Raw genomic sequence first — 18,063 nt, forward strand, 5'->3', positions numbered from 1 at the left:
GCAAATGCAAGGAAATGCCTGGATTTTCCGGCTTCATCGCGCAGCGGCACAGACGACAGACGTGTCCGAAGTCCGACATCGGTGTGTTCGGCCATCCGACGCACACGACATGTCCGGGGCACGACGCGCCATGGCGGGTAGCGCCACGCGCTGTCGGACATCATGTCGGGGGAAAATTCCTCCCGGCGCGGCACGGGGCAGACCAAAAAGCAGCGGCGCGGAAGTTGCCTTCCGCGCCGCGATCAGCCCGTCCGGATCAGATCGTCAGGAAGCCGCCAGGGCCGTCACGAAAGCCGGCAGGTCCTGGTCGATCACCGCGATCTGCATCTCTTCCAGGAAGGCCCGCTCGTTGCGGGTCATCTCGATGCCGCCCATGACGGCGAGATGGCCACCGCCCGAGCGCTTCAGGATCTGTCGCGCATAGGAGCGCAACAGCTGGTCGTGGAAGCGACATCCGAGGAACAGGAAGCCGCCGCCGGCCCGGCGCCGTCGTACGTCCTCGGGGATCGGCGTCTGGATGTCGATTTCCGTCAACACCTCGACATAGTCGGAATCGGCAAGCAGGAAATTGGCGGCCGGCACCACGCCGCCATGCGGCTTGTAGAGCAGCGTCCGCCATTCGGCCGCCTGCTCCGGCGGGCATTCCTGCCCGGCCGCGTCCCAGGCGCGGTACCAGCGCATCTCGCCGATCTTGGCATGCGGACAGCCCTGGATCTCGCCCCAGCCCTGCTGCCCGGCCAGGGCCGCGCGCATGGCACCGTCGTACCAGGTATCGACGATCATCGGCGGCGCGGCCGCGGCCAGCGCGCGGTGCAACGGCGTGGGCGGCACGGGGGGCGCGAAGGCGGTCGCCATCAGCTTGTCGAGGGTGCTGCGATGACGGCTGGTCTCGATGTATTGCGCGGCCGCCCAGCAATTGCCGCGGGCCCGCTTGGGCAATGCCACCTGGCGGCCCAGCCAGGCGGCGAGATCCTCGGGCGTGGTCGGCACCGGGGCGGCGGCGAGTTCCAGCAGCCCCGGGCCAAGATAAGGCATCAGCGATCCCGCGCGCAGGCGTTCGGCGATCGCCTCGACGGAGCCGGCCGCCTGCAGCACGGCCTCAGTCCTCGCCGCCGCGCTTGCGCGCGTTCACGGTGATCGGCAGGCGCGGCTCGGTCTCCATTTCCGGCAGATCGAAGATCCAGCCGTTCTTCAGCTTCACCCATCCGCCCCAGATCGATTCACGCTCGATCTCGACGATGGGTTCTTCAAGATCCTTCTTGGGCACATAGGCCGACAGGTCACCCTTGTCGGTCCGCCGGATCATGACTTTCACGGCGCGGCTTCCTCCACTGACCTCAGTTCACGCGCCCGCATGCCTACCACCGCGCCGCGATCGATGAAATCGACCGCATAGATCCAGTAGCGCTGCAGGAAAGTGCCGATATCGCGCACATAGCCTTCGTCACCTTTCCGCACCAGGAACTCACCGATTTCCCGGCCCGGAAAGGTGCCGTCATTGCGAATATGCCTGATCGCCCGCACCTTCGCGCCCGGACGGAAGCGGGGTGGCTCGAACACGTCGATATCGTCGTCACGAGGCTCGGCCATGTCTCGTCTCCGTCCGGTGCGATGGCTGGTCAGATCATCAGGCCGGGACGCAGGTGCCGGGAACCGGACACACGCTGTTGCACTGCGGCGCGGGGAAGTTGCCCTCGCATTCGGTGCACTTGGCGGCATCGATCACGTAGGTGCCGCGCTTGGTGCCGATGGCGCCCGAGGGGCATTCGAATTCACAGGCGCCGCAGGCGGTGCACTGGGAAGCGACGATCTTGTAAGCCATTTCGGTTTCTCTCTCTCGCTGGGGTGGTCAGGGCTCAGGCAATCCGGCGGACCGCGGTGGCATGACGTGCCGCATACCAGGCGGCGATGCCGGATTCGATCCAGTCATAAGCGTGGTCCTGCACCGCCTCAATGCCCGCTTCCGCAAGGCTCTGCTTCGGGCAGTCGCCGATCTTGGCGACCAGCACACAGGAAACGCCTTCCAGTGCCGCGATCACGCTGTCCAGCGTCGCGTCCTCGCCCCAACCGCCCTGGCAGTATTTCTCGACGCGACGATGACCGGTGAAGGTGATGCCCGCCGACGAGACCTCGAAGACCAGGAACTCGTTGGCATGGCCGAAATGCTGGTTGATGCGCCCGCCGCCCTTGGTGGCGACCGCCACCAGCACCGACGGCGCCTCGACCGCGGCGACCTCTTCCTGCGCGGCCTCGCGATGCGCCGCGTGCTCGCCGCGAGTCTCCGCCACGAAGGCGCGATAGGCGCTGCGCTGGGCCGGGTCGTAGCTGACCTCCTCGGGCAGGCGGTCGAGCGTGAATTCCTGGCCGCGATCTTCCCCGAGCAGGCCCACCGCATCGGCGCGGCACTGGCGGCAATGGCGCATCAGCTTGGCCCCGCCCTGCAGCTTGTCCTGCAGCGCCTTCAGCTCCGCGGCCGAGGGGCCGCGCTGCCCGGTCAGGCCAAAATGCGTGCCGTGCGCGGGATCGGAGATCAGCGGCATGACGTTGTGCAGGAAGGCGCCCTTGGCGGTGACGACGCGGTTCACCTCGACGAGATGCTCGTCGTTGATGCCCGGAATCATCACCGAGTTCACCTTCACCAACACACCGCGCGCGACCAGCATGTCCAGGCCGAGCATCTGCCGCTCGTGCAACACGCGGGACGCCTCGATGCCGGTCAGGCGCTGGTGGTTGAAGAAGATCCAGGGATAGATCTTCGCGCCGATCTCGGGATCGACCATGTTGATGGTGATGGTGACATGGTCGATGCCCATCGCCGCGATCTCGTCAACATGATCAGGCAGCGCGAGCCCGTTGGTGGACAGACACAGGCGCAGGTCGGGAATCGCCTCGCGCACCTGGTCGAAGGTCGCCTTGGTATGGCGCCAGTCATAGACGGCGTCGCCAGGGCCGGCGATGCCCAGCACGGAGAGCTGCGGCACTTCGCTCGCCACCGCGACCACCTTGCGCAGCGCCTGCTCCGGCGTCAGGCGCTCGGAGACGACGCCGGGGCGGCTTTCATTGGCGCAATCGTATTTGCGGTTGCAGTAGTGGCACTGGATGTTGCAGGCGGGGGCCACGGCCACATGCATGCGGGCGAAGTAGTGATGGGCCTCCTCGGCATAGCAGGGATGGTCCTTGACCTTCTCCCACACCTCCGGTGGCAGGTCCGCCGGGCCGGCGCTGGATCCACAGGCCGAGGACGCGCAGCCACCGGCAGGGGTTGCTTCGGCGCTCCCCGGGGCAAGCAGGCTATCAAGAGTGATGAGCTGCGCCACGTCGTGCTCCTTCTCCGCTTGGTCAAGGAGCACCGCAAACCGCGTGCCAACTGGATCAGTCCCGGAAAGCCGCCGGAATCCGCGGTTCGGAGGCCGACGGCGTTGTCAGGGGACGAACACCACGTGCGGTTTCCGACATAGACGGTCCTGGTCGGAACCTGTGCCGGACCGAACCGATGAAGGCAGGCCCGCAGCCATCGGATGTGATTTTGCAGGGATTGTCGGGTGCCCGCGACAGGGCGCCGCCCTGTCGCGACCGCAACACTAGAATTTCTTGATCGGAATCCCGTGCTTGCGCAGGGCGTAGCCGATCTGGCGCGGGGTCTGGTTCAGCAGGCGGGCCGCCTTGGCCTGGACCCAGCCGGACTTCTCCATCGCTTCCAGCAGTTGTTCGTATTCGGACCGCGTGCCGGCACGCGGCACCCGGCAGGTGGCGGCGGACGGACAGGTCGCCTCCCCCTCGCAGGCTTCCGCCGGAGCCACCGGAGCCGCCACGGGCACGGCGGGCGCCGGCACGACGGGGAGTTGTGGCTGCTGCACCTGCGTGCCACGCCACAGCACCGATGACAGGCAGCCATCGTTGCGGCAGGCGAAGTCCTTGTCGATGATGGTGTCGCCACGCACCAGCGTGGCGGCGCGACGCACGCAGTTCTCCAGTTCGCGCACGTTGCCGGGGAAATAACATTCCTGCATCACCTTCAGCGCGGCCGGCGAGAAGGAGATGCGGGTCTTGTTGTCGGCGTTGAAGCGCCGCAGGAATTCCTCGGCCAGCAGCGGGATGTCGCCGCGCCGGTCACGCAGCGGCGGCAGGTGGATCGGCACCACCGACAGACGATAGTAGAGATCGGCCCGGAACGCGCTTTTCGCCACCGCTTCCTCGAGGTTGCGGTTGGTGGCGCTGACGATGCGCACGTTCACCTTCAGCGTGCGCGTGCCGCCGACCCGCTCGAACTCGCCTTCCTGCAGCACGCGCAGCAGCTTGGCCTGGAAGGCGGCGGAGATCTCGCCGATCTCGTCGAGGAAGAGCGTGCCGTTATCGGCCAGCTCGAAACGGCCCTTGCGCTGGGTCATGGCGCCGGTGAAGGCGCCCTTTTCATGGCCGAACAGCTCGGATTCCAGGACGCTTTCGGGCAGCGCCGCGCAGTTCAGCTTGATGAATGGCCCGGTGCGGCGCGGCGAGCATTCATGGATCGCGTGGGCGAACAGTTCCTTGCCGGTGCCGGACTCGCCGCGCAGCAGCACCGGGGACTGGCTGCGTGCGACCAGTTGAACCTTTTCCAGCACGTCGCGCAAAGCGGGGCTTTGGCCCACGATGGCCGGGGCACCGCCACGACGCAACTGCGCGGCGAGATCCTCGCGTTCCTTTTCGATGCGGCGCTGATCCTCCAGCATCCGCTCGCGATCGCGCATCACCAGCCGGTGCAGCCGCGCGGTCTGGCCGATCAGGTTGGCGGCCATCTTCAGGAAGCGCACATCCTCGTCGGTGCGCATGTCCGCGAGATTGGCCCAGGCCCGGTCGATCGCGATGGCACCGATCACGCGGCTGCGGTCGCGGATCGGCACGCCGATGAAGGCGACGTTCTGCCCCTTGCCCCAGAGACTGCGGTCGCATTCGGCGAAGGCAGGGTCGCGGGTGACGTTCTCCACCACCACGGGCATCTCGGTGACGACCAGTTGGCCCACCACCTTTTCCGGCAAGGCCTTGAAATACAGGCGCGCCCCCTCGCGATCGAGCGCGGCCGAGACCACCGTCTCCGGCTCGCCCGCCTCGTCGAGCAGCGCGATCACCCCGTTGGCCATGTCCAGGAAGCTGTGCAGGACCTGCAACGTGCCGGTCAGCACATCCGGCAGGCTGCCGGGGCCACAGAGGATCTTCGAGATCTCGTAGATCCCATACAGAGCCAGTTCGGCCCGACCGGGCGGCCGGTCACGGCTGTCGACGACAGATGCGGTGTGCAGGGAGCCCATGCAACGAACCCGACGATATTCAGGGCGGAGGAATGCCCACCCCACGTACGACATCAAGTCAGATATAAGACATGAAGCCAGACACCGGAACGATAGCGATCAGGTGGCGGGCGGGGCAACTGCTTTCCGCAGAAACCTGCCTCAAATGTGGCATGAGCCGGACATCTTGTCGTATTGGCGACAAAAATGCCGATTTTCGCGGCACTCCGATCCGATTATGACGGCAGCGCAGCGTTGGCCTGCCGCTTGCAAGCACATGCGAACGCACAGGGTGACCCGAGGTCAGAATGCACGTTTCGCGCAAATCGACGCCGCCGGTTCCAGCCTGTCCGGTCTTGATCCTGGGCACGGACGACATCGCCTCGGCGGTCGCGCATGCCCTGGTCACGGCCGGGTATCCGACGGTCCTGGCCCGCGACGCGGCCGTGCCGGTACTGCGCCGGGCGATGTCGTTTGACGACGCGCTCGAATTCGGCGCGATCGAACTCGCCGGGGTGCATGCCCGCGCGGCCCTCGACACGCTGGCGCTGGCCCGGCTGCTGCAGGACGGCCGCTTCCTGCCGGTGACGGCCCTGCCGCCGGATGACCTGCTCTGCCTGGGCCTGGTGCGCGGGGTCATCGATGCGCGGATGCGCCGCCATCAACCGAAGGCCGATTTGCGGCCGCTCGCGGGCTTCGCGATCGGGCTTGGACCGGGCTTCGAGGCCGGTGGCAACGTGCATATCGCCGTGGAAACCGCCCCCGAATCCGCCGGCGAGATCGTGCGCGCGGGCCCGACCCTGGCGGCGCATGGCCGCTCGGACCCCATCGCCGGGATCGGCCGCGAGCGCTTCACCCGCGCCCCCATGCCAGGATGCTGGACCACGTCGCACGCCATCGGCGCGGCGGTGCAGGCCGGCGAGGTGATCGGCACCTGCGGCGAAGTGGCGGTGCGGGCCCCGCTGGCGGGCTGCCTGCGCGGTCTCGTGCGCAGCGGCATCGAGGTGACCGCGGGGGTCAAGCTGCTGGAAGTCGATCCGCGCGGCGCGGCCGGACAGTGGGACGGGATCCCCCCACGCCCCGCGCGCATTGCCGCGGCAACCTTGCAGGCTTTGCGTGAAATCGAAGTCCGGGCCGTGATCACGTCCAGCCGCGGCAACGCGGGCCGGATGTCGCGCCGCCTGCCCTGACCACTCCGCGCGTCGCCCCACGCGCGCCCTTCCGCCCGCCGTCGCAGGGCGTCCGACCGGCCCTGGCAGACCGGGCCCTACACCGGCGAACAGCCCTCGGGGACATGGGCCGGCGCCACTGCCGACTTCGCCCATTGCAGGATCGCATCGCCATCGGCCGGCAGCACGCAGCCGCCGCCACCGAGGAACGCTTCCCAGTCCGCAAGCAACGCGTCGCTGACGGCGACCAGCACGGCGATGTCCGAGAGCACCGCTTCGGCGATCTCGTCGCGCATGCCGCTGCCCGTTGCCTCCTGCTTGCCGAAGCGACTGACCACCAGCACATCCGGGCGCCCCTGCAGCGCGGCACGCAGGCTCATGGCCGCCCGCGCCAGCGCATCGGTGTCCAGGGTGCAGGCCCGCGTCTGGGTGCCGCGCGGCGCATCCAGACGGATGCTTTCGCCGGTTTCCAGCACCTCCAGCAGCATTTCATGCTTGCGCGGCCGGATCTCCGCGCCGAGCCGCTGCAACAGGCCGCCGACCCGCAGGCCCTGCCCGCGCAATGCCGCGACAGCGGCGTGAAGCACCGCATCGACATCATCGGAAGCAGAGAAGACCACGGCTGCAACCCGGCCAGGCGCGTTGGCGCCGGCTTTGGCATCTTCGGACATGGATGCATCCTACTCCAGATCGCCCGCCCTTCGTGCGCTTTCTTGCGGCGCGACCAAAGGGAGACGACTATCGCGCCGATACCCCGGCCGCATCGGCCAGGGCCAGCAGTTCCCGCGCCGTCACGGGGCGCTTCACCCGCCCGGCATGGTCGCGCAACCGCGCGATCAGGTCCCGCAGCTTGTCCTCCTCGGGCGCCACCCCGGCCGCTTCCAGCGCATCCCGCACCGCGGCCGAACCGGAATGCTTGCCGAGCACGATGCGACGCTCGCGGCCGAACAGCGCCGGATCCATCGCCTCGTAGGTGGCGGGATCGCGCAACAGGCCACTGACATGGATGCCGGATTCATGGGTGAACGCCAGGTCCCCGACGATCGGCTGGGCCGGCGGAATGGCCCGGCAGGCCGCGCGCGCCACCAGATCAGCGAGCGACGCCAGCCGGGCGAGGTCGATCCGCGTCGCGGCCAGGCCGAGCCGCGCGCAGGCCGCCGCCACCTGCTCCAGCGCCGCATTGCCGGCACGCTCGCCCAGGCCGAGCACGCAGACGCTCGCATCCGTGGCGCCGCCGCGCAGGGCCGCCAGGGTATTGGCGGTGGCCAGGCCGATGTCGTCATGGCCATGGAATTCCAGCGCCAGGCCGGTGACCGCGCGCAGGCGCCGCAGGGCGACCTCGGTGGCGAAGGGATCAAGCACGCCCAGCGTGTCGGCGTAACGGAACCGCCAGGCCCCGGCGGCTTCGGCGACCTCCACCACGCGGGCGAGGAAATCGGGATCGGCGCGGCTGGAATCCTCGCCGCCGACCGACACCCTCAGGCCGCGATCGAGCGCATAGGGCACCACGCGCCGGATGCGCTCCAGCACTTCCGCCCGGCCGCCCCGCATCTTGGCGCCGATCTGGCGTTCCGAGGTGGGCACCGAGAGGTTGGCATGGCGCACGCCGGCACGCAGCGCAGCATCGACATCGGCTTCGGCCATACGGCACCAGGCAGCCACCCGGGCGCGCGGCGCGGCGGCGACCACGGCATTGATGCTCGCGATCTCCTCCTCGCCCATGGCCGGGGTGCCGGCCTCGATCTCATCGACGCCGGCCCGATCCAGCGCCGCCGCGATGGCGGTTTTCTCGGCGAGCGAGAAGGCGACGCCAGGAGCCTGCTCACCATCGCGCAACGTGGTGTCGTTGATGGCGCAGGGCCGGGGAAAAACGGGATGCATGGCACGCTCCGGTTCGTCGCGAACGACCAGCAGGCGCGTGCAAATGCCATGCCAGTCATTGCCAGAACCATCCCCAACACAAGCAGCACGTCGAGAAATGCCAACCCGCCCTTCGGCTGAAATGGAACGAACAAGCCAATCGCACGAAAACGTACAACGCTAAAATCATGCCATGAATTTTTCATGGATAATTTGAATTTTTACATTAATCCGGCTTTGTTATTGACATATTATTTTAACTCATTCAGATGGATCATCCAAAATCTGAAAATATATTAAATTTTGCCTTATATTTCTGACTTCGTTTCGATTTCCATCCCCTCCTTCCCGGCCACATCCGACACAAACAGCACCTGTCGCAAACCCGACATGTCACATGTCACGTGTGGCAACGGCGCCGCGAACCCGGCTTCATGTTCCGCCAGCCAGCCGCTATCGTCCTGGCAATGCGGAGCGACCCGTCCTTCCTGCATATTCTTGCCAGCGAGGAAGCGGCTCCCCTGCGGGCGCGGTTCCGCGAGCGCGTGCTCGGCGGCGGAACCCTGCTCGACACCGCCGATCCCGAGCGGGACAGCGTATTCGTGGTGACGCGCGGACGCCTGCGCATCTTCCTGGCCACCAGCGAACGCGAACTCAGCCTCGCCTATCTCGAGCCCGGCGACGTGTTCAGCACCCACACCCGCGCCCGCATCATCGCAGTGGAACCGACCACGCTGCTGCTCGCCGACCGGCGCATCATCGAACGCGAGCTGCTCGGCCAGCCGGCGTTGCAGGCTTCGGTGCTGCGCGTGCTCGCCCGCGTGCTCGGGCGCGCGATCACTCTGATCGAGGACCTGGCCTTCCACACCGTGCGCGGCCGGCTCGCCCGCTACCTGCTGCGCACCGCCGCCCGCCGCGGCGAGACGACGCCGCAGGGCCCGCGCATCCGCTTCGACATGCCCATGGAGGAAATCGCCACCCTGCTGGGCACGACGCGCCAAAGCGTTTCCACCGAACTCAACGCCATGATCCGCTGCGGCGCGATCCAGCGCCCGGACCGCCGGCACCTGCTGCTGTGTGATCACGCCCGGCTACGCGGCTGGGCGGAAGGCGATGCTGTCGGATGGCTGACAGACGGCGCCGCCGATCCCGTATAGGGTCCGGTCCCTGCCATCGGGAACGGAAGCCATGACAGAAGCCCTCGAGCGCTACATCACCTTCAGGAACATCGACTGCGTCGGCAAGTCGGAACGCGTGATGGAACGGATCCAGCAGCACATCGATGCCGAGGACAACCCGTTCTGGCCCTATTTCCAGAAGCAGCGCGCCCAGGCCCATGCCATGGGCTTCGACGACCTGCGCGTGCTGCACAATTACCTGCCCACGCTGCGCGAACTGCTCATTGACCTCGACGACGAGACAACACTGGCGCTGCTGGAGGACCTGGAAGTCACCTGCATGTAGCAGCGGTGGCGATCGGCCACCCTATCCGATCCGCCGCGTTTCCTCCCGCTCCTCGGCATCGCGCAGGTCGCCGTGCACCTCCTCGCGGATCACCCGCGAGGTGACCTGTTGCAGATACTCGGTCAGGGCGGCGGACAGCTCCTGGAACTCCGGCCACAGCAAGTCCTCGACGAAACGCTGCGGGGCGCGCACCACCAGCGTCTGGCGGTGCATGCGCCGGTAGCGGAACGGCTCCAGCCCATAGCGACGGCAGAGCGCGATCAGCAATTGCCGCGCCCATTGGTCAGGCACCGAAAGCCGGATCTCCACCGGCTTCTCGCTGCGCGCGGCCGTCGCCAGGCGGGCGCGGATGCGCGCCGCGGCGGCGGCGGCGGCGTCACGCTCACCCGCCGTGCCCGCCCCGGCGAACAGGGCCTCGATCTTGCGCAGCCGTTCGCGCAGCGCCTCCGCGTCCTCCATCAGCCCTCCTGTCGGATATCGGCGACCACGGCGCCGGTGATGCGCACCAGCGTCTCCGCCTCGGTCGGGAAGACATGGCTCGGCGATCCGGCCGCCGCCCAGATCGGATGCAGCGCCAGCAGGTCGCGGTCGAAGACCAGCAGCGGCGGTGCCAGATGCCCGACCGGCGCCACCCCGCCGATCGCGAATCCGGTCCGCTCGCGCACGAAATCGGCGTCGGCGCGCCGGACCGACACGCCCAGGGCAGCTTCCACCTTCTTGGTATCCACCCGGTTCGCGCCGGAGGCGATCACCACCACGGCACGGTCGCCGGCGCGGAAGACGATCGACTTGGCGATCTGCGCCACCGTGCACCCCACCGCAGCGGCGGCATCGGCGGCGGTCCGGGTGCCGGCGGGGAATTCGGTGATCGAATCGGGATGACCCGCCGCCACCAGGGCCGCGCGCACGCGCTCGATGGAGGACCGGGGGGAAGACAAGGTCGAAGACATGCACGCTCCAGGAAAATGCGGGAGCCGGACCCCGCACGGATACCGCCGGCGATGAATGGCCCGGGCACGGGGCGACGAGACGCCTTATATCCCCGCCAATGGAACCACTCGCCCTCTATATCCATTGGCCTTTCTGCTTGGCCAAGTGCCCTTACTGCGACTTCAACAGCCATGTGCGCGCCGACATCGACCAGACCCGCTTCGCCGCCGCCCTGCGCGCCGAACTGGCCTGGGAAGCGGCCCGACTCGGCCGGCGCCCGCTGGTCTCCGTCTTCTTCGGCGGCGGCACGCCGAGCCTGATGGCCCCGGCCACCGTCGCCGCCCTGATCGACGACGCCACCCGGCTGTTCGACCCGGCCGCGGATCTGGAAATCACCCTGGAGGCCAATCCCACCAGCGTCGAGGCAGAGAAACTGGCCTCCTTCCGCGCTGCCGGCGTCAACCGGGTCTCGCTGGGCGTACAGAGCCTGGAAGAGCCCGCCCTGCAGGCCCTCGGCCGCCGGCATTCCGCCGCCCAGGCGATCGCCGCGCTGGAGATCGCCCGCCACACCTTCCCGCGGCTCTCCTTCGACCTGATCTACGCGCGACCCGGCCAGACCCTGCCGGCATGGCGCGCGGAGCTGCGGCAGGCCCTGACGCTCGCGGCCGACCATCTCTCGCTCTACCAGCTCACCATCGAGCCGGGGACCGGCTTCGAGGTGCTGCATCGCCGCGGCGAGCTGGTGCTGCCGGACCCGGACACCGGGGCAGCGCTCTACGACGCCACCGCCGAGGAAGCCGCGCGCTTCGGCCTGCGCCCCTACGAGGTCTCCAACTACGCCCGTCCCGGCGGCGAAAGCCGCCATAACCTGCAATACTGGCGCTATGGCGACTATGTCGGCATCGGCCCCGGCGCGCATGGCAGGCTGACGCTGGAAGGCGAATTGCTGGCCACCCGCCGCCATCGCGCCCCGGACGCCTGGGCCGAACGGGTGGAACGCGACGGCCACGGCAGCACTGAACAGACCCCGGTCGCCGCCGCCGACCGCGCCCGCGAGGCGCTGCTGATGGGGCTGCGGCTCTCGGAAGGCATCGACCCGGCCCGCTTCGCCGCCCGCACCGGCGTCCCGTTCAACGCGGCCCTGGATCCCGACACGCTCGCGCAGGCCGTGGAGGAAGATTACCTTGTCTGGGAAGGATCACGGCTGCGCCCCACCGCGGAAGGCCGCAAGCGGCTGGATGCCCTGCTGGCGGCGCTGGTGATGTAAGGCGGGGTTTCACCCCGCACCCGACCAGGAGGCTTCGCCTCCTGGACCTCCACCAAGGGCAAAGCCCTTGGAACCCAATACTCTGTGCCGCGCAGCGCGAATGGGATCCAAGGGCCTTGTGGCCCTTGGTGGGTCAAGGGCGAAGCCCTTGCCTTCCCTACCCCGACTCGGTCTCCCGCCCCAGCGCCAGCGCCCGTGCATAGACCACCCGCCGCGCGAGTCCGGTTTCCGCGGTCACCGCCGCTACCGCTTCCTTCAGGCTGTGCGTGGCGAGCACGGCGCGCAGCCGCGCATCGAGGTCTTCCCCGGCGGGCGCGTCTTCCTCCGGTGCCGGTCCGATGGCGACGGTGATCTCGCCGCGTGCCGGTTCGGTCGCGTAATGGGCCGCCAGTTCGGCAAGCGTGCCGCGCCGCACTTCCTCGAAGCGTTTGGTGAGTTCCCGGGCCACGGCAGCGGGCCGTGGTCCCAATTGTTCGGCCAGGTCGGCGAGTGTCTCGGCGAGTCGGTGCGGGGCTTCGTACAGCAGCAGCGTCGCCCCCAGCCCCGCCCGTTCGGCCGCGCGCAGCCGGGCGAGCGCGGCCCGGCGCGCCGCCTGCTTCGGCGGCAGGAAGCCCAGGAACAGGAAGGGATGCGGCGGCAGCCCCGACAGGGTCAGGCCGAGCAGCGCCGCGTTGGCCCCGGGCACGGCGCCGACCGGCAGCCCCTCGGCCAGGGCCGCCCGGACCAGCCGGTACCCCGGGTCGGAGACCAAGGGCGTACCTGCATCGGAGACCAGCGCCACGCGCCGGCCTTCGCGCAGCATGCGCAGCACCTGCGGGATACGCGCGTCCTCGTTGTGCTCGTGCAGCGCCAGCAACGGCGCCGTCACCGCATGGGCCGTGCACAGCCGCGCGGTGACGCGGGTATCCTCGCACAGCACCGTGTCGGCCGCCCGCAGCACCGCGACGGCGCGCGGCGAGAAGTCGGCGAGGTTGCCGATCGGCGTCGAAACCAGCACAAGACCGTCGGGCAGGCCGACCGCAGGCGCAGCAGTTCCGACGGTCGGCTCATCGGAAGGATTGTCGCATGGTTCGTCGGGCATTCGTTCTCCTCGCCGCCACTCTAGCATTGGCTGCATGCGGTGCGACCGGCTTCGCTCCTCCATCGCGTCCTGTCCCCTCGGCGCTCGGCACGCCGGTGCCCACGCCAGTGACCCCGGCCCCCTCCCCCGTGGCCCCATCCGGCCGCGGCATCGCCCTGCTCGCCCCGCTGTCCGGCCCCAATGCCGAGCGCGGCCAGGCCATGGTGAACGCGGCCAGGCTGGCGCTCGACGCCCCCGGCGCGCCGCCGCTCGACGTGCGCGATACCGGCGGCACCGCCGAAGGCGCCGCCGCGGCGGCCACCCAGGCGCTGGCCGCCGGCGCGGGGCTGATCATCGGCCCCCTGACCAGCCCCGAAGCCGCCGCCGTGGCACCGGTGGCCCGCCCGGCCGGCGTCGCGGTGCTGGCCTTCACCAATGATCCCGCGCAGGCGCAGCCGGGCGTGTGGACGCTCGGCATCACACCGGTGCAGCAGGTTCGCCGGTTGGTGGGGGCCGGAACCGCGCAAGGCAAGCATCGGTTCGCCGCCGCCCTGCCGAACAACCAGTTCGGCCAGTCGATGGCGGCGGCGCTCACCCAGGCGGCGGCCAGCGCCGGCGTCCCGGCTGACATCCGTATGTATGAACCGACCAATTCCGGCATCTCCAGCGCGATTCGCGACCTGTCGGCCTACAACAGCCGCCGCGCGCCGCTGGAAGCGAAGCGGCGCGCGGCGCTGGCGGAGCGCTCGGCCGAGGGACGCCGCCAGGCAGCCGAACTCTCCCGCGAATCGGTGCCGCCGCCGCCCTTCGACGCGCTGCTGCTGGCCGAGACCGGCGAGCGCCTGGCCTGGCTGACCAGCTTCCTCGCCTATTACGACATCGAGCGCCCGGCGGTGCAGGTGATGGGGCCGGCGCTCTGGGCGGCGCCGGCGGTGCGCGGGGGGGCCGACCTCAACGGCGCGTGGTACGCGGCGCCCGACCCGGATGCGCGCGCTAGTTTCGAAGCCGCCTATGCGGCCAAGTTCGGCGCCGCGCCGCCCAGCCTCGCCGACCTGGCCTTCGATGCCGCCGCGATCGGCCGGGTGCTGGCCCAGGAAGGCGGCTATTCGGTCGCCGCGCTGTGCCGGCCGGACGGATTCGCCGGCGTGGACGGGCTGCTGGCGCTGCAACCCGACGGGACGGTGCGCCGCGGGCTGGCGCTGTTCCAGGTCGACCGTGGCGGGCCGACCAGGATCGAGCCTGCCCCGAACTCGGTGACGGCCCCTGGCATCTGAGGCCCGCGAATCATGCGCGTTGGCGTGCTGATCGGCGCCGCCGGCGCGATTGCCGCCGTCCCCGGCTTCGCCCTGCTGGTGCTGATCCTCAGCGGCGCGGCGGCACCGGGGCCGGCGATGCTGGCCTTGCTGGCGACGCTCGCCGCCGCCGCCGGGCTCGGCTTCCTGGTCGCCCGTGACCTGGAGCGGCTGACCGGCTTCCTCGCCGAGGCCGCGGAGCCCGAGGAAAGCGGCCGGCGCTGCCCCGATCCGGGCCTGCCGCCCCTGGAAAACCTGGCCCGCGGCATCGAACGCCTGGTCCGCACACGCGCGGCGCGCGCGACGCAGGTGGGGCAGTTGCTGCGCGCCAACGAGACCATCATCGAGAGCCTGCCCGACCCGCTGGTGGTGCTGGACGGGGACGGCAAGATGAAGCGTGCCAACGCCGCCGCGCGCCTGGCCTATGGCACCGACATGCCGGCGGTGCTGCGCCATCCGGGCGTGCGGGCCGCCATCGACCGGGCCCTGACGAGCGGAACCCAGCAAAGCGTCGAACTGACCCTGCCCGTGCCGGTGACGCGGGAAGTGCATGCGACGGTCATCAAGATGGAAGTGCCCCTCGCCAACAGCGCGCGGGCCATGGTGGTGCTGTCCGACCGGACGCGCGAACGCGCGGTCGAACGCACGCGTGCCGATTTCGTCGCCAATGCCAGCCATGAACTGCGCACGCCGCTCGCCAGCCTGATCGGCTTCATCGACACCTTGCGCGGCCCGGCGGCTGACGATCCGCAGGCGCAGCAGCGCTTCCTCGGCATCATGGCCGAGCAGGCGCAGCGGATGAACCGGCTGATCGATGACCTGCTCAGCCTTTCGCGCATCGAGCTGACCGAGCACCAGCCGCCGGCGGAGCGGGTGAACCTGGTGACGCTGGCCGAACGCGTGGTGGCCGGCTTCGAGCCCACGCTTGCGTCCCGCTCGGTCACGCTCGCGCTGACGGCCGGGAGCGATCTGCCCGCCGTGATCGCGGATACCGACCAGATGACGCAGGTGGTGCAGAACCTGGTGGACAATGCCGTGAAATACGGGCGCGACGGCGGCAAGGTGGAGGTACGGCTGGCAGCCGTCGCCCCTGGCGGTCGCTGGCCGGCCCGCCAGGGCGTGGTGCTGTCGGTGGTTGATGACGGCCCGGGCATCCCGCACCAACACATTCCCCGCCTGACCGAGCGCTTCTACCGGGTGGATACCGGGCGATCGCGCCGGGCCGGCGGCACCGGCCTTGGGCTCGCCATCGTCAAGCACGTCGTCAACCGCCACCGGGGGCAGTTCCTGATCGAAAGCGAACTGGGCCGGGGTTCAAGTTTTTCGGTCTGGCTGCCGGTTGCGGCAGATAGCTGAAGCATCAGTTCAATCGTACGGCTGCGCCGATCGGATAGCGCGGGGGGTGCATGCCGGCCGGCATGGTCGGATGAAATGCCGCCGCGAACAGATTGTTCCATCGTGAAGTTTCCGGACCATTTCTCACTCCGCCTTGAGTGGTGGCGTGGGCATACCTACGGAATCTTGACTCCGCTTCAGGGCCGCAGCGGTTGAGGGTTCATTGGAGCGCATCGGGCGACGCCCGTTCCGGTAAAGGCGCGATGGCGACTAACTTTGTTGCGGCAGGTGAGAGTGTACGACTACGTCATCGTGGGAGGCGGCAGTGCCGGCTGCGTGCTCGCTGCACGGCTTTCAGAGAACCCGGATGCCCGGATCTTGCTGCTGGAAGCCGGCCGCGGTGATTCGAGTCGCTACATCCAGTGGCCGGGCGGCTTTTTTCGCCTGAACATCGATCGGGTCACCTGGGGCTACCGGACGGCACCGCAACCTCACGCGGCCGGACGGGAGATCCCCATTCAGCAGGCGCGCATCATCGGCGGCGGCAGCTCGATCAACGCCGAAGTGTTCACGCGCGGCTGCAAGCAGGATTACGATAGCTGGGCCCATGACCTTGGCTGCAGCGGCTGGTCCTTCGCCGAACTGCGGCCGTGGTTCCTGCGCCTCGAGGACAACGACACCCTGGGCGGGCAGTACCACGGCAGCAACGGTCCGGTCGGCATCTCGACCCAGTCGCCGCAGAAGCTCACGCGCGCTTTCGTCGAGGCATGCGAACAGGCCGGCATTCCCTATACGGACGACTTCAACGGGGCACAGCAGGCCGGCGCGGGATTTTACCAGACCACGACACGCCATGTGCGGCGGTGCTCGGCCGCCGTCGCCTATCTTGCCCCGGCCCGCGACCGCCCCAATCTCGAGATCCGGCTCAATTGCCACAGCCGGCGCATCCTGATGGAACACGGCCGGGCGGTCGGCGTCGAGTACACGCAGAACGGCCGCCTGCACAGGGTGCGGGCCGTGCGCGAAGTGGTGGTCGCCGCCGGAGCGATCGGTTCACCGAAACTGCTGCTGCTCTCCGGAATCGGGCCGGCCGACCATCTGCGGCGGGTCGGCGTGGAGGTGATGCACGACCTGCCCGGTGTTGGCCGGAACCTGCATGATCATTACGCAACAGATACGGTTTACGAGCTGACCGGGCCGTGGAGCTTCGACCGCTACACCCGCCGGCACTGGATGCTGCTGGCCGGCCTGCAATACGCCCTGTTCCGCACCGGGCCGGCCGCCTCCAACGTCGTGGAAGGCGGCGCCTTCTGGCAGGTTGACCCGGATTCGACGCAGCCCGACACACAACTGCACTTCGTCGCTGCCTCCGGCATGGAAGACGGCGTCCGGGCGGTGCCAGCGGGCAGCGGGTGCCGGCTGAATGCCTATCAGTTGCGGCCGTTCAGCCGCGGCAGCCTCACCCTGCGCAGCGCGGACCCGCGCGACCCGCCTGTGATCGATCCCAATTACCTCGCCGATCCACGGGATCTCGGCATGGCGGTGGGCGGGGTGAAGCTGATGCGCGACATCATGGCGCAGCCCGCCTTGCGGCGGTTCATCCGCCGTGAATGCGGCCCCGGCGCGGCTGCGCGCTCAGATGCCGAACTGGAAGCCTTCGTGCGCCAGCGCGGGCATGGCGCCTGCCATCCGGTCGGCACCTGCCGCATGGGCAGCGACGCGCTGGCCGTGGTGGATCCCGAGCTGCACGTCCACGGGATCGAGGGCCTGCGGGTCTGCGACAGCTCAGTGATGCCGCAGATCGTCAGCGCCAATACCAATGTTCCGACGATCATGATTGCCGAACGGGGCAGCGACCTTATCCGCATGCCGGCGCAGCCGTTTCCCGGGGAAGCGGATCATGCGGTCCGGCCGGCCCGGATGCCGGCGGCGGAACTGAGCGATGCCAGTCCAGCCGGCCTTTTTCGCTTCGCCTTCAATCCGAGATGGCGCCAGCCCTGAGCTGGCGGGGACAAGAAACCGGGCCGCCGGTTCAATACCGGTCCTCCAGGCCCGGGCGGCCGATTTCAGCGAGCCGGCGGATGACCCGCAGGGTCGCTGCATGCGCCAGCCGCCGCATGCAGCGTTGGTAGTCGGCGTCGCGGCAGGAAAGGCTTCCGCAATCGAGGCAAAGATCCATCTCTTCCGGGACGTCGGCAATCACGTGTCTGCTGACCATGGAATGAAACCAGTCATGCATGGCCCCCACCCTGCGCTGCACACCATCCGGGCCGGATACGCCGAACACGCTCGCCACCAGCCCACCGCCGGTCCGCGCCCGTCTGGTCGAAGCTGCATTCAGGCAGGAGGCCGCGGAGAAATCATCAGGAAGATGGCCTTTCCCTCCGCTCCCCGGGCCGGCCATGAATCAAGATCCCGTGAC

At 68.9% G+C, this 18,063-nt stretch carries 19 protein-coding genes; 7 read left to right on the plus strand and 12 right to left on the minus strand.

The features are described 5' to 3' along the window. Positions 1 to 264 precede the first annotated feature (264 nt). From NBY65_RS04380 to nifA, 6 genes are all read right to left on the minus strand, one after another. Positions 265 to 1,095 carry an SIR2 family NAD-dependent protein deacylase gene (locus NBY65_RS04380; RefSeq protein ID WP_239002677.1) on the minus strand — a complete coding sequence of 277 codons (831 nt, stop codon included), beginning with the start codon at positions 1,093 to 1,095 and terminating at the stop codon, positions 265 to 267. A 4-nt stretch (positions 1,096 to 1,099) separates the two neighbouring features. Next, on the minus strand, positions 1,100 to 1,306 hold the full coding sequence (nifT, locus tag NBY65_RS04385) for a putative nitrogen fixation protein NifT (RefSeq protein WP_456311988.1): 207 nt from the start codon (positions 1,304 to 1,306) through the stop codon (positions 1,100 to 1,102). A gap of 5 nt (positions 1,307 to 1,311) precedes the next feature. Then, positions 1,312 to 1,590 (minus strand): nitrogen fixation protein NifZ, encoded by a 279-nt coding sequence (locus tag NBY65_RS04390; protein WP_150039379.1) that lies wholly within the window; start codon positions 1,588 to 1,590, stop codon positions 1,312 to 1,314. A 37-nt stretch (positions 1,591 to 1,627) separates the two neighbouring features. Continuing rightward, positions 1,628 to 1,822 (minus strand): 4Fe-4S binding protein, encoded by a 195-nt coding sequence (locus NBY65_RS04395; RefSeq protein WP_150039380.1) that lies wholly within the window; start codon positions 1,820 to 1,822, stop codon positions 1,628 to 1,630. Between the two features lie 34 nt (positions 1,823 to 1,856). Continuing rightward, positions 1,857 to 3,317, minus strand: a complete 1,461-nt coding sequence (gene nifB, locus NBY65_RS04400) for a nitrogenase cofactor biosynthesis protein NifB (protein ID WP_150039381.1) — start codon at positions 3,315 to 3,317, stop codon at positions 1,857 to 1,859. A 264-nt stretch (positions 3,318 to 3,581) separates the two neighbouring features. Beyond that, positions 3,582 to 5,285 carry a nif-specific transcriptional activator NifA gene (gene nifA / locus NBY65_RS04405; RefSeq protein WP_150039382.1) on the minus strand — a complete coding sequence of 568 codons (1,704 nt, stop codon included), beginning with the start codon at positions 5,283 to 5,285 and terminating at the stop codon, positions 3,582 to 3,584. Between the two features lie 335 nt (positions 5,286 to 5,620). On the opposite strand from nifA, the gene NBY65_RS04410 reads away from it, so the two are divergent. Beyond that, a complete protein-coding gene (locus NBY65_RS04410; RefSeq protein ID WP_150039383.1) occupies positions 5,621 to 6,454 on the plus strand; it encodes a hypothetical protein in 834 nt (277 codons plus the stop codon). 77 nt (positions 6,455 to 6,531) lie between these two features. Here NBY65_RS04410 and NBY65_RS04415 read toward each other — a convergent pair whose 3' ends face one another. Then, positions 6,532 to 7,104 carry a DUF2478 domain-containing protein gene (locus NBY65_RS04415; protein WP_150039384.1) on the minus strand — a complete coding sequence of 191 codons (573 nt, stop codon included), beginning with the start codon at positions 7,102 to 7,104 and terminating at the stop codon, positions 6,532 to 6,534. A 67-nt stretch (positions 7,105 to 7,171) separates the two neighbouring features. Then, entirely contained in the window at positions 7,172 to 8,314 is a 1,143-nt protein-coding gene (gene nifV / locus NBY65_RS04420) for a homocitrate synthase (protein ID WP_150039385.1), read from the minus strand. Positions 8,315 to 8,727: 413 nt separating this feature from the next. On the opposite strand from nifV, the gene NBY65_RS04425 reads away from it, so the two are divergent. Together NBY65_RS04425 and cowN are read left to right on the plus strand one after the other, a co-directional pair. Then, positions 8,728 to 9,450, plus strand: coding sequence for a Crp/Fnr family transcriptional regulator (locus NBY65_RS04425; protein WP_239002678.1), 723 nt, complete (start codon positions 8,728 to 8,730; stop codon positions 9,448 to 9,450). Positions 9,451 to 9,481: 31 nt separating this feature from the next. Beyond that, on the plus strand, positions 9,482 to 9,757 hold the full coding sequence (gene cowN, locus NBY65_RS04430) for a N(2)-fixation sustaining protein CowN (RefSeq protein WP_150039386.1): 276 nt from the start codon (positions 9,482 to 9,484) through the stop codon (positions 9,755 to 9,757). A 21-nt stretch (positions 9,758 to 9,778) separates the two neighbouring features. On the opposite strand, the gene NBY65_RS04435 is transcribed toward cowN, so the two are convergent. Together NBY65_RS04435 and NBY65_RS04440 are read right to left on the minus strand one after the other, a co-directional pair. After that, positions 9,779 to 10,216 (minus strand): hypothetical protein, encoded by a 438-nt coding sequence (locus NBY65_RS04435; protein ID WP_150039387.1) that lies wholly within the window; start codon positions 10,214 to 10,216, stop codon positions 9,779 to 9,781. After that, entirely contained in the window at positions 10,216 to 10,707 is a 492-nt protein-coding gene (locus NBY65_RS04440) for a YbaK/EbsC family protein (RefSeq protein WP_150039388.1), read from the minus strand. Before NBY65_RS04440 ends, NBY65_RS04435 begins: the two co-directional genes overlap by 1 nt. A gap of 98 nt (positions 10,708 to 10,805) precedes the next feature. Between NBY65_RS04440 and hemW the strand changes: the two genes are divergently transcribed. Continuing rightward, positions 10,806 to 11,954: a radical SAM family heme chaperone HemW gene (gene hemW / locus NBY65_RS04445; RefSeq protein WP_150039389.1), complete on the plus strand. Its 1,149-nt coding sequence runs from the start codon at positions 10,806 to 10,808 to the stop codon at positions 11,952 to 11,954. A 157-nt stretch (positions 11,955 to 12,111) separates the two neighbouring features. Here the strand turns inward: hemW and rsmI are convergent, their stop codons facing one another. After that, positions 12,112 to 13,035, minus strand: coding sequence for a 16S rRNA (cytidine(1402)-2'-O)-methyltransferase (rsmI, locus tag NBY65_RS04450; protein WP_239002679.1), 924 nt, complete (start codon positions 13,033 to 13,035; stop codon positions 12,112 to 12,114). Positions 13,036 to 13,142: 107 nt separating this feature from the next. On the opposite strand from rsmI, the gene NBY65_RS04455 reads away from it, so the two are divergent. From NBY65_RS04455 to NBY65_RS04465, 3 genes are all read left to right on the plus strand, one after another. Beyond that, complete coding sequence (locus NBY65_RS04455; RefSeq protein ID WP_250265636.1) at positions 13,143 to 14,288, plus strand: penicillin-binding protein activator; 1,146 nt, start codon at positions 13,143 to 13,145, stop codon at positions 14,286 to 14,288. 12 nt (positions 14,289 to 14,300) lie between these two features. Then, positions 14,301 to 15,662: an ATP-binding protein gene (locus NBY65_RS04460; protein WP_150039392.1), complete on the plus strand. Its 1,362-nt coding sequence runs from the start codon at positions 14,301 to 14,303 to the stop codon at positions 15,660 to 15,662. Between the two features lie 273 nt (positions 15,663 to 15,935). After that, entirely contained in the window at positions 15,936 to 17,642 is a 1,707-nt protein-coding gene (locus tag NBY65_RS04465; protein ID WP_150039393.1) for a GMC family oxidoreductase, read from the plus strand. A 31-nt stretch (positions 17,643 to 17,673) separates the two neighbouring features. Here NBY65_RS04465 and NBY65_RS04470 read toward each other — a convergent pair whose 3' ends face one another. Continuing rightward, a complete protein-coding gene (locus NBY65_RS04470; protein WP_150039394.1) occupies positions 17,674 to 18,045 on the minus strand; it encodes a hypothetical protein in 372 nt (123 codons plus the stop codon). Positions 18,046 to 18,063: the final 18 nt, after the last annotated feature.

Origin of the sequence: Rhodovastum atsumiense (assembly GCF_937425535.1) — a bacterium.
In the GTDB taxonomy this organism is placed as follows: Bacteria; Pseudomonadota; Alphaproteobacteria; order Acetobacterales; family Acetobacteraceae; genus Rhodovastum; species Rhodovastum atsumiense.

Coding starts and splice junctions, on each gene's coding strand:
- nifT (WP_456311988.1), bottom strand. CDS start 1,306: ATGATCCGGCGGACCGACAAGGGTGACCTGTCGGCCTATGTGCCCAAG.
- NBY65_RS04390 (WP_150039379.1), bottom strand. CDS start 1,590: ATGGCCGAGCCTCGTGACGACGATATCGACGTGTTCGAGCCACCCCGC.
- NBY65_RS04395 (WP_150039380.1), bottom strand. CDS start 1,822: ATGGCTTACAAGATCGTCGCTTCCCAGTGCACCGCCTGCGGCGCCTGT.
- nifA (WP_150039382.1), bottom strand. CDS start 5,285: ATGGGCTCCCTGCACACCGCATCTGTCGTCGACAGCCGTGACCGGCCG.
- NBY65_RS04415 (WP_150039384.1), bottom strand. CDS start 7,104: ATGTCCGAAGATGCCAAAGCCGGCGCCAACGCGCCTGGCCGGGTTGCA.
- nifV (WP_150039385.1), bottom strand. CDS start 8,314: ATGCATCCCGTTTTTCCCCGGCCCTGCGCCATCAACGACACCACGTTG.
- NBY65_RS04425 (WP_239002678.1), top strand. CDS start 8,728: ATGTTCCGCCAGCCAGCCGCTATCGTCCTGGCAATGCGGAGCGACCCG.
- cowN (WP_150039386.1), top strand. CDS start 9,482: ATGACAGAAGCCCTCGAGCGCTACATCACCTTCAGGAACATCGACTGC.
- NBY65_RS04435 (WP_150039387.1), bottom strand. CDS start 10,216: ATGGAGGACGCGGAGGCGCTGCGCGAACGGCTGCGCAAGATCGAGGCC.
- NBY65_RS04440 (WP_150039388.1), bottom strand. CDS start 10,707: ATGTCTTCGACCTTGTCTTCCCCCCGGTCCTCCATCGAGCGCGTGCGC.
- hemW (WP_150039389.1), top strand. CDS start 10,806: ATGGAACCACTCGCCCTCTATATCCATTGGCCTTTCTGCTTGGCCAAG.
- rsmI (WP_239002679.1), bottom strand. CDS start 13,035: ATGCCCGACGAACCATGCGACAATCCTTCCGATGAGCCGACCGTCGGA.
- NBY65_RS04460 (WP_150039392.1), top strand. CDS start 14,301: ATGCGCGTTGGCGTGCTGATCGGCGCCGCCGGCGCGATTGCCGCCGTC.
- NBY65_RS04470 (WP_150039394.1), bottom strand. CDS start 18,045: ATGGCCGGCCCGGGGAGCGGAGGGAAAGGCCATCTTCCTGATGATTTC.